Below are 14,777 nucleotides of genomic sequence, written 5' to 3'. Positions count from 1 at the left end.
CAATATTTCATGAAAAACGTGGTTTATTTACGTTGTCCCAGTTTGTCATCCAAATACAGAATGCCAGCTGCGTCGCCACATTTTCTAAGTTTCTCTACAATGTTCTGTGCTGTAGCTTCTTCTTCCACCTGTTCACGAACATATCCCCACAAGAAATCCTGTGAAGCTTTGTCTTTTACTTCAGAAGCAACATTTACCAACTCGTCAATCAAGCTGGATACATGACATTCGTGCTTGTAAACATGTTCAAATACTTCCTGTACGCTGCCCCATCCTTGTGGAACGACATCAATTTTATCCACTTTAGCTGCACCACCGCGTTTAACCAAATAATCAGCTAAATCATAAGCATGCTGCAATTCTTCTTGTGACTGTTTACGCATCCATGAAGCAAAACCGTCGAAACCTTCTTTCTGCAAGTAGAAAGACATGGACAAATACAAGTTAGAAGACCACATTTCCGCAGTAATCTGCTCGTTGATGGCATTTTGCAATTTTTCTGAAATCATAGTTCTATGTGTTTAAGTAAGTAATTCAATATCTATGAAGTAAACCACAAAAAAGATGCCAGATAAGTTCCTGCCACATTTTTTCCAGCGAACTGACAAGATGTCACCAGACCAAGTCTATCTACGAAAGCATGCGGGCTTTTCCCCAGAAGAAACGGGACAAATTCAGCTTATCCATCCCCCAGGCTATAGCAAACGAACCAATTACACAGAAACATAAGGACACACATAAAAAGAGCATCCCGGTAGGTTCAAAAGCCAATACAGGCACCAAAGGCTTCACTGCCATTGTAAATACCGGAGAAAATACTAACAGCACAAAGGTATGAGAGCCTATGTAACCCAATCCTTTTTTCAGATAATCGGGTAAATAGCGATATACAGCCAACAGAAAACTAATCATCAGATAAGTCAGAGCAGCCCCTGAAAGAGTTGATTTATTCAGGTTTGTCTCATCAGCAGCCAGCCATATTACAGGCAACAAAGCCCAAAATGAAGCTGAAAAGAAAGTACGGAAATTTATCGATCTCCGTCTCAAAGCCACTCCTGCTGTAAAGTAAAGCGCATTTATTAAAGAAAGTATTCCACAAGCTGACAATACGGCATAGCATAAGGCCAGTATAATTAAGACGGAAACGGTATTACTCCACTTTCCAGCCAATTTGTCCACCAATAAATAAACAAGTCCACACAGCATCAACGTATGAAGATACCAATAGGGTCCCAAAGGATGTAAGAACAATTTATCCAGCCATAGAGGAACACTTAGATGCTCCACTGATTCACGAACCGGCAGAATAGCAGACATGATGACATAACCTGTTTCCATCACAGCGTATGGAATAAAAATCCACCACATTGTACGCAGAAACGGACGTATTCCTTTAGCTATATTCATGACATAACCGGAAATGACCAAGAAAGCAGGCATGTGGAAAGTATAAACCAAAGCTTTAGCGTATGGATATTTGTCACCGATATATACAAGATGAAACACAATCATCAATAAAATAAAAATGGATTTCAAGTAATCGAGCTCTGCAATACGATTTTTCATGGAGCATAAGAATTGATTGGTAATAAAAAAGGTTGACTTAATCAAGTCAACCTCTCTGTACCCAGACCCGGGGTCGAACCGGGATGGATGTTACTCCACTGGTGTTTGAGACCAGCGCGTCTACCGATTCCGCCATCTGGGCATTTGTTTTTCGTTTGCGTGTGCAAAGGTAAACACAATTTTCTAAACACACAAGGAAAATGCTGATTTTTATCAAAAAAATCTCTTGTTGTCCTTGTATTACACAAGCAGCAACAAGAGATTATATAGTTTCACCGTTTATTTCTGACGGATAAAGATGTTTATCGGAGTTCCCGAAAGTTTCCAGCGTTCACGAATCTTATTTTCAAGGAAACGACGGTAAGGCTCTTTCACGTATTGCGGCAAGTTGGCAAAGAACACAAATGAAGGAACCTGTGTATTCGGCAACTGAGTGATGTACTTAATCTTGATATACTTTCCTTTATTTGAAGGTGGTGGATAAGCCTCAATCAGCGGCAGAAGTTCCTCGTTCAGACGAGCAGTCGGGATTCTTGTCGTACGTGCCTGGTAAACTTCCTTCGCCAGTTCAAGCACCTTCAGAATACGTTGTTTTGTCAATGCTGATGTAAAGACAATTGGAAAGTCAGTAAAAGGAGCCAGACGATCACGAATCGCATCTTCATATCCTTTCATTACCTTAGCCGTTTTATCCTCAATCAAGTCCCATTTGTTGACAACGACCACAAGTCCTTTCTGGTTTCGCTGTACCAAAAAGAAGATGTTCAAATCCTGACCTTCGATACCACGTGTAGCATCCAGCATCAGAATACATACATCCGAATTTTCGATTGAGCGGATGGAACGGATTACAGAATAATACTCCAGATCTTCGCTCACTTTATTCTTTTTACGGATACCGGCTGTATCGACCAGATAGAAATCAAAACCAAACTTATTGTAACGGGTATAGATAGAATCGCGCGTAGTACCCGCAATTTCTGTCACAATATTACGGTCTTCTCCAATAAAGGCATTGATAATAGACGATTTTCCGGCATTCGGACGTCCTACCACAGCAAAGCGAGGTATATCATCATCCAAAATTTCAGGAGTTTCCTTCTTGAACTTGCTCAATACTAAATCCAGCAAGTCACCTGTACCACTTCCACTCAAAGCAGAAACACAGTAAGGATCACCCAAGCCTAAGGAATAAAACTCAGCCGCATTATACTGCAGGTCGTTATTATCCGTTTTATTTGCAACTAAAAGTACAGGAGTCTTGGAACGGCGCAAGATTTCGGCTACTTCCATATCCAAATCAGTAACTCCATTCATTACGTCTACCACAAACAAAATGACATCGGCTTCATCAATTGCCAGCATTACCTGTTTGCGAATTTCCTCCTCGAATACATCATCCGAGTTGACTACCCATCCTCCGGTATCTACTACTGAGAATTCCTTTCCCAGCCATTCCGACTTACCATACTGTCGGTCGCGGGTTGTACCGGCCTGTTCATTCACAATCGCCTGACGACTCTTGGTCAGACGGTTAAACAGTGTCGACTTTCCCACATTGGGACGTCCCACAATCGCAACTAAATTTCCCATAATTATCTTCATTTACGGCTTCGCAGCCGATATTAATCCAATTGATAACCAAAATTTTTCAATTCCTTGTCAGAGCTTCTCCAGTCCTTATCCACTTTGACAAATGTCTCCAGGTAAATGGATTTACGGAAGAAGTGCTCCAATGTCTTACGCGCTTCAGTAGCTACTTTCTTCAAGGCTTTTCCCTGACGACCGATAATAATACCTTTCTGAGAATCGCGTTCCACATAAATTACCGCATTGATATGGATGCTTTTCTCGTCTTCCTTGAACTGTTCTACTACGACCTCTACTGAATAAGGAATCTCCTTGTCATAATACAACAAAATCTTTTCACGGATAATCTCTGTCACAAAGAAACGGGCAGGCTTATCCGTCCATTGGTCCTTTCCAAAATAAGGAGGAGAATCCGGCAACAGCTCCTTAATACGCTTCATCACCACATCCACATTGAATTTGGCCATTGCAGAGATAGGAATAATTTCCGCTTCAGGCAGCATCTCGTGCCATTCATCCACCAATTTCACCAAATCCTCCTGATTGGTCAGGTCAATCTTGTTAATCAGCAACAAAACCGGCACCTTCAGGTTGCGCACCTTTTCCATAAACTCCGCATTCTTGTCCGGTTTTTCCACCGTATCAGTAACATACAGCAACACGTCTGCATCCACCAATGCCGATTCCGAGAAGTTGAGCATAGACTCCTGAAGCTTATAGTTAGGCTTCAATACCCCCGGAGTATCAGAGAAGACAATCTGCATATCCTCCGTATTAAGAATACCCATAATACGATGGCGAGTTGTCTGAGCCTTGAAAGTCGCGATGGAGATACGTTCCCCCACCAGCAAGTTCATCAAAGTAGATTTTCCGACATTCGGATTACCTACAATATTCACAAATCCGGCTTTGTGCATAAGTAAATATTAGTTCACAGACAAAAAAACGCATCGATTGGGATGCGTTTTTTATCTGTAGTGTTAATTCTTTCTTTATTTATTTCCGTCATAACCCCACTTCACATAGCAGGCACCCCAGGTAAATCCTGCACCAAACGCAGTGAAGATGATATTATCGCCCTTCTTCAGTTGCTTTTCGTAATCCCATAAGCAAAGTGGCAGAGTTCCAGCACTGGTATTACCATAACGCTGGATATTAATCATCACCTTATCCAATGGAACTTCCAGACGAGAAGCAACCGCATCAATGATTCGCAGATTTGCCTGATGAGGTACAATCCAGTTGATGTTGTCCTTATTCAAGCCATTACGTTCTGCAATCTGAGCCGTTACGTCAGACATATTAGATACAGCATATTTAAATACCGTTCTACCTTCCTGATACAGATAATGCATCTTATTGTCAATTGTAAAATAAGAAGGAGGACAAACCGAACCACCTGCTTTCATGTGCAGGAACGGAAGTCCTTTACCATCTGTACGCAAGATAGAGTCCATGATACCATAGTCTTCTGTAGTAGCTTCTACCATGCAAGCCGCAGCACCGTCACCGAAAATCGGACATGTAGCGCGGTCTCCATAGTTCACCATTGAAGACATCTTATCTGCACCTACAATGATAATTTTTTTATGACGACCAGACTGAATCATGCTGGCAGCAGTTTCCATGGCATACAAGAATCCGCTACAAGCAGCCTGCAAGTCAAATGCATACGCATTCTTCAATCCCAGTTTGTCACAAAGAATAGAAGCAGTAGAAGGGAAATGATAGTCAGGAGTTGTAGTAGCTACAATCACGCAGTCAATAGAAGCCGGATCCGAGTCCGTTTTCTGCATCAACTGCTTGGCAGCCTTACGGGCCAAATATGAAGTTCCCAAACCTTCTTCGTTCAGGATACGTCTTTCTTTCACCCCGATACGAGTCATAATCCACTCATCGTTGGTGTCAACCATTCTCGACAATTCTTCGTTTGTCAGGACATAATCAGGTACATATCCACCGACTCCTGTAATTACAGCATTTATTTTTTCCATCATTTCTTAATTTCGTGGCTTATAAAAAAACAGCCGAAGAGCCGAAATGGCTCTCCGGCTTTAATTTCCCTGGAACATGCAAAGATGTTCTACAAAGCGTCAAGTTATTAAAGAGCAGCTTCTTTTTCGATAGCCAATTTACCTCTGTAATAACCACAAGCCCCACATACTGTGTGATAAACATGCCATTCGCCGCAGTTCGGACAAATAGCTAAAGTAGGAGCAACTGCCTTGTCATGAGTTCTTCTCTTCGCAGTTCTCGTTTTTGATTGTCTTCTTTTAGGATGTGCCATTTTTCTAAACTTTTATTTAATTATTATCTAATATTTTCTTCAATTCGTTCCATCTCGGATCTATCTCACGTGCTTCTGAAGGCTCATCTGTCATTTCCTCCTCATCCAGGAAATCATCCATTTCATCTTCTTCATCTGCAGAAGTACGCAAATGTTTGTTCAAGGCTCCCATCATACCTTTATTACATTTTCCGGGAGCATGCACATGCTTCATCGGTATGCTCAATGCGATAAACTCGTACATAAACCAAGCGACGTTAATATAGCCGTCTTCTTCCGGCACAATCACCATATCGTCTTCGTCCGAGAATTCGAGTCCGAGTTTTACCTTCAATGTGTCATCCGTTTCTACCGGCAACTCCATGTCATCCAGGCAACGATCGCACGGCACAACTACGGAACCCTCAATATGGAAATTCAAGACATAAATGCCCATTGTTTTCTTCACATCCAACTGTACCTGCAGTTTTCCTTTTTGAATCTCCGGAGCATCAATATCCGCGAAGAACTGATTTGTCAGTGAAAACTCATAATGAGCCGAGTTTTCCTTCATGTTCTTCAATTCTATTTTATATGTAGCAAGTTTTCCCAAGTCGCAATACTATATAAATCGGGCGACAAAGATACAAATAATAATTCATTTTATCTAGTCTTTCTACTTTTTATTTATTAAAAATACTTGTTTCCCTTCGAATCTGCCTTCTTAATACCTATTATAATATACCCATATTTCCTAATCATTAAGACTAAAACGCTATTGCTTTCCTCTCCTTTATCTTTAAAGAAGCAACATTGCCCCCTGATAGAATAGAGTTTTAATATAATTAACCCTAATATCGTAAATAAATATAGTATTAATAGCACATTTAATTAGCAAATTAAGTAACTTTGCGGCACATATCAAAGAAATAAAACCTTATCTGTATGTTAACTCAAATAATTAATGCCCGTATTTTAACTCCACAAGGCTGGTTAAAAGACGGTTCTGTACTAATCAGAGACAACAAAATCCTGGAAGTAACCAATTGTGACCTGGCTATCGTCGGTGCGACACTTATTGATGCAAAAGGAATGTATATCGTGCCGGGAGGAGTCGAGATCCATGTACATGGTGGAGGTGGACGTGACTTCATGGAAGGATCTGAAGATGCGTTCCGTGCAGCTATCAAGGCTCACATGCAGCATGGTACCACAAGTATTTTCCCGACGCTTTCTTCGTCTACCATTCCTATGATTCGTGCTGCTGCTGAAACTACGGAAAAATTAATGAGTGAACCTGACAGTCCGGTACTCGGACTCCATTTGGAAGGACATTATTTCAATATGAAAATGGCAGGGGGACAGATGCCGGAAAATATCAAGAACCCTGATCCAGAAGAATACATTCCACTTTTGGAAGAAACTCACTGCATCAAGCGATGGGATGCTGCTCCCGAACTTCCGGGTGCTATGCAATTCGGTAAGTATATCACTTCAAAAGGTGTATTAGCCTCAGTAGGACATACACAAGCTGAATTTGAAGACATCTATACAGGATTCTACGCCGGCTATACTCATGCCACACATTTCTATAATGCGATGCCGGGATTCCACAAACGTCGCGAATACAAGTACGAAGGAACTGTAGAAAGTATCTACCTAATGGACGACATGACAGTAGAAGTGGTAGCCGACGGCATCCATGTTCCTCCTACCATTCTTCGTCTGGTACATAAAATCAAAGGAGTAGAAAAGACAGCTCTGATTACTGATGCACTGGCATGTGCAGCCAGCGACAGCAAAGAAGCCTTCGACCCTCGTGTCATCATTGAAGATGGAGTTTGTAAACTGGCCGACCGTTCTGCACTGGCAGGTAGCATCGCCACCATGGACCGCCTGATTCGTACCATGGTACAAAAGGCTGAGATTCCATTGGAAGATGCAGTCAGAATGGCTTCAGAAACACCTGCCCGCATTATGGGTGTGCTCGACCGCAAAGGTACACTGGAAAGAGGAAAAGATGCAGACATCATCGCTCTTGACCGCGACCTGAATGTTCGTGCCGTATGGGCAATGGGAAAACTGGTGGAAGGTACCAACAAACTTTTTTAACGACTTAAATACTCGACGATTATGTTGACTCAAATCATAAATGGGCATATTCTTACCCCACAAGGATGGTTGAAAGACGGCTCTGTCCTCATTAGCGACGGAAAAATCCTGGAAGTAACTAACAGCGACCTGGCTGTTATCGGTGCAACAGTAATTGATGCCAAAGGCATGTACATCGTACCAGGATTTGTAAGCATGCACGCACACGGAGGTGCCGGACACGATTTTACAGAAGGTACTACCGAAGCTTTTCAGAAAGCTACACAAGCTCACCTGGCCCACGGAGCAACTTCTATCTTCCCCACACTAAGTTCTACCAGCTTTGATAATATCAAATGTGCAGTAACTACATGCGAGGAACTGATGAAAGCACCTGGAAACATTATTCAAGGACTTCACATTGAAGGTCCGTACCTCAATAAGAAAATGGCTGGAGCACAGTGGGAAGAGTTCCTGAAAGATCCAGATCCTGAAGAATATATTCCTTTACTGGAAAGCACACAGTGTGTCAAACGCTGGGACATCAGTCCGGAGCTCCCTGGAGGACATGACTTCGCAAGATATACTCGTTCCAAAGGTATTCTGACAGCAGTCACTCACACCGAAGCCGAATATCCGGAAATCAAAGCCGCATTCGAAGCCGGATTCACTCACGCCGCACATTTCTACAATGCAATGCCGGGATTTCACAAACGCCGTGAATATAAATATGAGGGTACAGTAGAAAGCGTATACCTGACAGACGGAATGAGTGTAGAAGTAATTGCCGACGGTATCCACCTGCCTGCTACCATCCTGAAATTAGTCTATAAGCTCAAAGGAGTAGAGCAAACCTGTCTGGTCACTGACGCACTTAAATACGCAGCCAACGAGGGAGGAACCATTGATGATCCGAAATATATCATCGAAAACGGAGTTTGTAAATTAGCCGACCACTCCTCACTGGCAGGAAGTCTGGCAACCATGGATGTACTGATTCAAACCATGGTGAAAAAAGCCTCCATTCCATTGGCCGATGCTGTTCGCATGGCTTCCGAAACTCCCGCCAAGCTTATTGGTATCGAATCACACAAAGGAACTCTCCAAAAGGGAAAAGACGCCGACATTGTCATTCTTGACAAAGACATCAATGTACGCTGCGTATTCTCTCAAGGAAAAATCGTGGAAGGCACCAATACAATGATTCACTAACCTAACCTAATTATATTATAGAAATCAATCTAAAATTCCCTGGACTGTGAAGTTCGGGGATTTTTTTGTCTTTATACTTCAGGAAGGTTGGTACAATACAGCCCCTTCTCTATCCCCTTCTTCCAAAGTGCCTTCTACATCCCCAACATGTCAGAAATTCCAAGCAGGATAATAATCCTATGAAGAAGTAAACATATCTTCAATATAGTTTCTCTTCTCAAACTGTTTTCATTCGCTCTGAGGAAGTCTGGATGCTCCAATAAAGAATGACTCTCCTTTGCGGAGAAAACGTCTCCAGGCGCATTTCTGAAGGCCGTCCGGATAAGCGGTAAGGAAACAAAGGAAAGCAAGGGGAAAAGGAAGGAAAGAAAGAATCCGGCAGCAAAAAGAAGAAGCGGCCTGCCGCGGAAACGGACGCAGGCGTACAGACAAAAAAAGTCCTGAAGCGTTTCTGCCTCAGGACTTCTGTTAAAACGGCGACTACCTACTCTCCCACTTGCGCAGTACCATCGGCGTGACGAAGCTTAACTTCTCTGTTCGGAATGGGAAGAGGTGGAACCTTCGTGCAATAGTCACCTGAATACCTTTATATATTCATGACTCACAAGCAAGCAATCTCAGCACTTGTTTCTGCTAAACGTATATACCATCCTTTCGATGACTTCCATCCGCTCCGCGCGGATAAGGAAAGCTGACGGGCAATTAGTAATGCTCGGCTTTGCTGTCTCCAGCTTTACACCTGCATCCTATCAACGTTGTCGTCTTCAACGACCCTCAAGAAATCTAATCTTGTGGCCGGCTTCGCACTTAGATGCTTTCAGCGCTTATCCGATCCCGACTTAGATACCCGGCGATGCGCCTGGCGGCACAACCGGTAAACCAGAGGTCGGTCCAACACGGTCCTCTCGTACTAGTGTCAGAGCCACGCAAATTTCATACGCCCACGATAGATAGAGACCGAACTGTCTCACGACGTTCTGAACCCAGCTCGCGTGCCACTTTAATGGGCGAACAGCCCAACCCTTGGGACCTTCTCCAGCCCCAGGATGTGACGAGCCGACATCGAGGTGCCAAACCACTCCGTCGATATGAGCTCTTGGGAGGGATCAGCCTGTTATCCCCGGAGTACCTTTTATCCTTTGAGCGATGTCCCTTCCATACGGAAACACCGGATCACTATGCTCTAGTTTCCTACCTGCTCGACTTGTCTGTCTCCCAGTCAAGCGCCCTTTTGCCATTACACTCTGCGGACGGTTACCGATCGTCCTGAGGGCACCTTTAGAAGCCTCCGTTACGCTTTTGGAGGCGACCACCCCAGTCAAACTACCCACCAAGCAATGTCCTTCTATCCGGAAGTTAGAACTCAAACAAACGAAGGGTCGTATTTCAACAGCGGCTCCACGAACACTGGCGTGCCCGATTCAATGCCTCCGACCTATCCTACACATCGCGTGCCCAAATTCAATGCTAAGCTATAGTAAAGGTTCACGGGGTCTTTTCGTCCCATCGCGGGTAATCGGCATCTTCACCGATACTACAATTTCACTGAGCTCACGGTTGAGACAGCGTCCGGATCATTACACCATTCGTGCAGGTCGGAACTTACCCGACAAGGAATTTCGCTACCTTAGGACCGTTATAGTTACGGCCGCCGTTTACTGGGGCTTCAATTCAATGCTTCTCTTGCGATGACATCTCCTCTTAACCTTCCAGCACCGGGCAGGTGTCAGGCTGTATACGTCTACTTTCATATTGGCACAGCCCTGTGTTTTTGTTAAACAGTTGCCTGGACCTATTCTCTGCGCCCTCCCATTTCTGGGTAGGGACCCTTTATCCCGAAGTTACAGGGTCAGTTTGCCTAGTTCCTTAACCGTGATTCACTCAAGCGCCTTAGTATATTCAACCCGACTACGTGTGTCCGTTTGCGGTACGGGTACCTCTGAAGTTATGTTTAGCGGATTTTCTAGGCAGTCTGCTTACCCGCACTATTGGATTGTCCCGAAGGACGTTCCATACTGTCAAGTTCGACTCTTTCCGTGGATTTGCCTGCGGAAATCAACGTCTACACTCTTTAACCGGCTATTCCGTCAGCCGGCGGCGGTGTCACTCCTGCGTCCCCACGTCACCCTCAAAGGTAGTAACGGAATATTAACCGTTTCTGCCATCGGTCTCGCCGTTCGGCTGAACCTTAGGACCCGACTTACCCTGATCCGATTAGCGTTGATCAGGAAACCTTAGTCTTTCGGCGAGGGGGTTTCTCACCCCCTTTATCGTTACTTATACCTACATTTGCTTTTCCATACGCTCCAGAATGGCTCACGCCACGCCTTCAACGCAGAATGGAATGCTCCCCTACCAATCATTGCTGATTCTATAGCTTCGGCAGACAACTTAATACCCGATTATTATCCACGCCCGATTCCTCGACTAGTGAGCTGTTACGCACTCTTTAAATGAATGGCTGCTTCCAAGCCAACATCCTAGCTGTCTTAGCAATCAGACTTCGTTAGTTTAACTTAGCTGTCATTTCGGGGCCTTAGCTGATAGTCCGGATTCTTCTCCTCTCGGGCACGGACCTTAGCACCCATGCCCTCACTCCCGCGGTAAAACTGATGCGCATTCGGAGTTTGTCAGGACTTGATAGGCGGTGAAGCCCTCGCATCCAATCAGTCGCTCTACCTCACATCAGTAACCCGCGAGGCTGCACCTAAATGCATTTCGGGGAGTACGAGCTATCTCCAAGTTTGATTAGCCTTTCACCCCTACCCTCAGCTCATCCAGAAGCTTTTCAACGCTTATTGGTGCGGACCTCCATCTGGTGTTACCCAGACTTCATCCTGGCCAAGGGTAGATCACTTGGTTTCGCGTCTACCGCAACTGACTCGACGCCCTCTTCAGACTCGCTTTCGCTTCGGCTGCAGGTCTCGTGACCCTTAACCTTGCCAGATACGGTAACTCGTAGGTTCATTATGCAAAAGGCACGCCGTCACACTTTCGTGCTCCGACCGCTTGTAGGCGCACGGTTTCAGGTACTCTTTCACTCTTCTGTTCGAAGTGCTTTTCACCTTTCCCTCACGGTACTGGTCCACTATCGGTCTCTCGGGAGTATTTAGCCTTACCGGATGGTCCCGGCAGATTCACGCAGAATTCCTCGTGTTCCGCGCTACTCAGGATACCACTATGCTTCGTCTTGCTTCGAATACCGGACTGTCACCGTCTCTGGTCAGCCTTTCCAGGCTGTTCCTCTCACAAGAGTTCTTGCAACGCCGTGGTCCTACAACCCCATCCATGCCGTAACATGAATGGTTTGGGCTCTTCCCCGTTCGCTCGCCACTACTGGGGGAATCATTGTTATTTTCTTTTCCTGCAGGTACTAAGATGTTTCAGTTCCCTGCGTTAGCTCCTCAACTAGATGAGGTGATATCCCTTCAGGATATCGGGTTGTCCCATTCGGAGATTCACGGATCAAAGGTTATTTGCACCTCCCCGTGACTTATCGCAGCTTATCACGTCCTTCATCGCCTCCGAGAGCCAAGGCATCCGCCATGCGCCCTTTCCTACTTTCCTTATCACGTGCACGCGCATCTTCCGATGCGTGCGGGATGATATATACTTTTAGCTTTCGTACTAAAATTACTTTTGCTTGTTACATCATGTCATAGACCTTCTTTCAATGAATAATTAATAATGAATAATTAAGAACCCATTGCTTGTGGAGAATAACGGATTCGAACCGTTGACCCCCTGCGTGCAAAGCAGGTGCTCTAGCCAGCTGAGCTAATCCCCCGTTTTTTGCGGCTGCAAAGGTAAGCATTTTACTTTGTTCCTGCAAAATTTTAAGGAAGTTTTTTTCTTCCTTCTCTTCGGGTAGTCCCAGGCAGAGTTGAACTGCCGACCTCTACATTATCAGTGTAGCGCTCTAACCAACTGAGCTATAGGACTAGCTTTGTGATTCAGTTCAACCTCGTCTCTGTTACTGACTCGGCTTCATCTTTCTCTCTTTATTTCGTTAAACAAACTCATCTGCAGTACAAGTGGAAACCAACCTCTTTCGGTTTCACTCCAGAAAGGAGGTGTTCCAGCCGCACCTTCCGGTACGGCTACCTTGTTACGACTTAGCCCCAATTACCGGTTTTACCCTAGGGCGCTCCTTGCGGTTACGCACTTCAGGTACCCCCGGCTTTCATGGCTTGACGGGCGGTGTGTACAAGGCCCGGGAACGTATTCACCGCGCCGTGGCTGATGCGCGATTACTAGCGAATCCAGCTTCGTGGAGTCGGGTTGCAGACTCCAGTCCGAACTGAGAGCGGCTTTAGGGATTGGCATCCTGTCGCCAGGTAGCTGCCTTCTGTACCGCCCATTGTAACACGTGTGTAGCCCCGGACGTAAGGGCCGTGCTGATTTGACGTCATCCCCACCTTCCTCACATCTTACGATGGCAGTCCCGCCAGAGTCCTCAGCTTTAACTGTTAGTAACTGGCGGCGAGGGTTGCGCTCGTTATGGCACTTAAGCCGACACCTCACGGCACGAGCTGACGACAACCATGCAGCACCTTCACAAAGGTCCGAAGACTAACCTGTTTCCAGATTATTCCTTTGCAATTTAAGCCCGGGTAAGGTTCCTCGCGTATCATCGAATTAAACCACATGTTCCTCCGCTTGTGCGGGCCCCCGTCAATTCCTTTGAGTTTCACCGTTGCCGGCGTACTCCCCAGGTGGGATACTTAACGCTTTCGCTAAGCCGCTGACAGTATATCGCCAACAGCGAGTATCCATCGTTTACCGTGTGGACTACCAGGGTATCTAATCCTGTTTGATACCCACACTTTCGAGCATGAACGTCAGTTACGGATTAGTGTGCTGCCTTCGCAATCGGAGTTCTTCGTGATATCTAAGCATTTCACCGCTACACCACGAATTCCGCACACCTCAACCGCACTCAAGGACGCCAGTATCAACTGCAATTTTAAGGTTGAGCCCCAAACTTTCACAGCTGACTTAACGACCCGTCTGCGCTCCCTTTAAACCCAATAAATCCGGATAACGCTCGCATCCTCCGTATTACCGCGGCTGCTGGCACGGAGTTAGCCGATGCTTATTCATAAGGTACATACAAGCTCCCACACGTGGGAGGGTTTATTCCCTTATAAAAGAAGTTTACAATCCGTAGGACCTTCATCCTTCACGCTACTTGGCTGGTTCAGACTCTCGTCCATTGACCAATATTCCTCACTGCTGCCTCCCGTAGGAGTTTGGACCGTGTCTCAGTTCCAATGTGGGGGACCTTCCTCTCAGAACCCCTATCCATCGTTGGCTAGGTGGGCCGTTACCCCGCCTACTACCTAATGGAACGCATCCCCATCGTACACCGATAAATCTTTAATCTTAATTACATGTGTGCTTAAGATACCATCAGGTATTAATCTTTCTTTCGAAAGGCTATCCCTGAGTGTACGGAAGGTTGGATACGCGTTACTCACCCGTGCGCCGGTCGCCGGCAATTGAAGCAAGCTTCAATCCCGCTGCCCCTCGACTTGCATGTGTTAAGCCTGTAGCTAGCGTTCATCCTGAGCCAGGATCAAACTCTTCATTGTAAAATATTTTCTTAACTCTTTCGAGTATTGTTTTCTCTGTTCAGGAAACCGATTTTTTCATTCTCCTTGTTTCCAAGGGTTATTGACGGTTGTCTTCCGTTCATCCTATACATTATTTATTATATACAGGACTACTTCTTGTACTACATCCTAGTCTGTTTATCTAAAGTCTTTCAAAGAACTATCTTTTCTTTCGTGCTCCCGTTTCAGCGGGAAAGCGTTTGCAAAGGTAAGGCGTTTTTTCGTAACCTCCAAATTTTTTCGAAAGTTTTTTTGAAAAAATTTTCGGAAGGTTTTCAGAAGGCGTGCGGCTTACCCTTTCTCGCTCCCTTGCACATCGCAAGGTAAGATACTCAGTGCAGCAGTCAGCACTATCTCCCGTAGCCTCAGCTCTGCCAGTCTGTCATCTTCAGCGGCTCTCCCTCTCGAAAGCGGTTGCAAAGGTACAGACTTTTTCC

At 45.2% G+C, this 14,777-nt stretch carries 9 protein-coding genes, 3 tRNA genes and 3 rRNA genes; 2 read left to right on the top strand and 13 right to left on the bottom strand.

Going from position 1 to position 14,777, the window contains the following annotated elements:
* Positions 1-23 precede the first annotated feature (23 nt).
* From DXD04_RS11725 to DXD04_RS11690, 8 genes are all read right to left on the bottom strand, one after another.
* Positions 24-509 (bottom strand): ferritin, encoded by a 486-nt coding sequence (locus DXD04_RS11725; RefSeq protein WP_007559889.1) that lies wholly within the window; start codon positions 507-509, stop codon positions 24-26.
* A gap of 121 nt (positions 510-630) precedes the next feature.
* Positions 631-1,566, bottom strand: a complete 936-nt coding sequence (locus tag DXD04_RS11720; protein WP_117673429.1) for an acyltransferase family protein — start codon at positions 1,564-1,566, stop codon at positions 631-633.
* Positions 1,567-1,624: 58 nt separating this feature from the next.
* A tRNA-Leu gene (locus tag DXD04_RS11715) sits at positions 1,625-1,708 on the bottom strand.
* Between the two features lie 137 nt (positions 1,709-1,845).
* Positions 1,846-3,159 carry a ribosome biogenesis GTPase Der gene (gene der, locus DXD04_RS11710; RefSeq protein WP_117673487.1) on the bottom strand — a complete coding sequence of 438 codons (1,314 nt, stop codon included), beginning with the start codon at positions 3,157-3,159 and terminating at the stop codon, positions 1,846-1,848.
* 32 nt (positions 3,160-3,191) lie between these two features.
* The gene (gene era, locus DXD04_RS11705) at positions 3,192-4,073 is read right to left on the bottom strand and encodes a GTPase Era (protein ID WP_007559883.1); all 882 of its coding nucleotides are present in this window, start codon (positions 4,071-4,073) and stop codon (positions 3,192-3,194) included.
* Positions 4,074-4,148: 75 nt separating this feature from the next.
* Positions 4,149-5,150, bottom strand: a complete 1,002-nt coding sequence (locus DXD04_RS11700; RefSeq protein ID WP_040312523.1) for a beta-ketoacyl-ACP synthase III — start codon at positions 5,148-5,150, stop codon at positions 4,149-4,151.
* 107 nt (positions 5,151-5,257) lie between these two features.
* Positions 5,258-5,443 (bottom strand): 50S ribosomal protein L32, encoded by a 186-nt coding sequence (gene rpmF / locus DXD04_RS11695; RefSeq protein ID WP_007559879.1) that lies wholly within the window; start codon positions 5,441-5,443, stop codon positions 5,258-5,260.
* A gap of 16 nt (positions 5,444-5,459) precedes the next feature.
* Positions 5,460-5,996 (bottom strand): YceD family protein, encoded by a 537-nt coding sequence (locus DXD04_RS11690; RefSeq protein WP_022052394.1) that lies wholly within the window; start codon positions 5,994-5,996, stop codon positions 5,460-5,462.
* Positions 5,997-6,367: 371 nt separating this feature from the next.
* On the opposite strand from DXD04_RS11690, the gene nagA (DXD04_RS11685) reads away from it, so the two are divergent.
* Both nagA (DXD04_RS11685) and nagA (DXD04_RS11680) read left to right on the top strand, forming a co-directional pair.
* Positions 6,368-7,534: an N-acetylglucosamine-6-phosphate deacetylase gene (gene nagA, locus DXD04_RS11685; RefSeq protein ID WP_117673427.1), complete on the top strand. Its 1,167-nt coding sequence runs from the start codon at positions 6,368-6,370 to the stop codon at positions 7,532-7,534.
* 21 nt (positions 7,535-7,555) lie between these two features.
* On the top strand, positions 7,556-8,725 hold the full coding sequence (gene nagA / locus DXD04_RS11680) for an N-acetylglucosamine-6-phosphate deacetylase (protein ID WP_117673425.1): 1,170 nt from the start codon (positions 7,556-7,558) through the stop codon (positions 8,723-8,725).
* A 471-nt stretch (positions 8,726-9,196) separates the two neighbouring features.
* On the opposite strand, the gene rrf is transcribed toward nagA (DXD04_RS11680), so the two are convergent.
* From rrf to DXD04_RS11650, 5 genes are all read right to left on the bottom strand, one after another.
* Positions 9,197-9,305: ribosomal RNA gene (gene rrf / locus DXD04_RS11670) — 5S ribosomal RNA — on the bottom strand.
* A gap of 102 nt (positions 9,306-9,407) precedes the next feature.
* Positions 9,408-12,292: ribosomal RNA gene (locus DXD04_RS11665) — 23S ribosomal RNA — on the bottom strand.
* A 146-nt stretch (positions 12,293-12,438) separates the two neighbouring features.
* Positions 12,439-12,512: transfer RNA gene (locus DXD04_RS11660), tRNA-Ala, on the bottom strand.
* An 81-nt stretch (positions 12,513-12,593) separates the two neighbouring features.
* Positions 12,594-12,667, bottom strand: a tRNA-Ile gene (locus tag DXD04_RS11655).
* Positions 12,668-12,791: 124 nt separating this feature from the next.
* Positions 12,792-14,319 (bottom strand): 16S ribosomal RNA (locus DXD04_RS11650).
* The 16S, 23S and 5S rRNA genes sit together here with 2 tRNA genes alongside, the layout of an rRNA operon.
* Positions 14,320-14,777 lie beyond the last annotated feature (458 nt).

Origin of the sequence: Phocaeicola plebeius, from assembly GCF_003437535.1 — a bacterium.
Taxonomy (GTDB): Bacteria; Bacteroidota; Bacteroidia; order Bacteroidales; family Bacteroidaceae; genus Phocaeicola; species Phocaeicola plebeius_A.
This window is presented reverse-complemented; position numbering and strand designations above follow the sequence as displayed.

Excerpts from the sequence above, each read along its gene's own strand:
- der (WP_117673487.1), bottom strand. The coding sequence starts at position 3,159 with ATGGGAAATTTAGTTGCGATTGTGGGACGTCCCAATGTGGGAAAGTCG.
- era (WP_007559883.1), bottom strand. The coding sequence starts at position 4,073 with ATGCACAAAGCCGGATTTGTGAATATTGTAGGTAATCCGAATGTCGGA.
- DXD04_RS11690 (WP_022052394.1), bottom strand. The coding sequence starts at position 5,996 with ATGAAGGAAAACTCGGCTCATTATGAGTTTTCACTGACAAATCAGTTC.
- DXD04_RS11720 (WP_117673429.1), bottom strand. The coding sequence starts at position 1,566 with ATGAAAAATCGTATTGCAGAGCTCGATTACTTGAAATCCATTTTTATT.
- nagA (WP_117673425.1), top strand. The coding sequence starts at position 7,556 with ATGTTGACTCAAATCATAAATGGGCATATTCTTACCCCACAAGGATGG.
- DXD04_RS11725 (WP_007559889.1), bottom strand. The coding sequence starts at position 509 with ATGATTTCAGAAAAATTGCAAAATGCCATCAACGAGCAGATTACTGCG.
- DXD04_RS11700 (WP_040312523.1), bottom strand. The coding sequence starts at position 5,150 with ATGGAAAAAATAAATGCTGTAATTACAGGAGTCGGTGGATATGTACCT.
- nagA (WP_117673427.1), top strand. The coding sequence starts at position 6,368 with ATGTTAACTCAAATAATTAATGCCCGTATTTTAACTCCACAAGGCTGG.
- rpmF (WP_007559879.1), bottom strand. The coding sequence starts at position 5,443 with ATGGCACATCCTAAAAGAAGACAATCAAAAACGAGAACTGCGAAGAGA.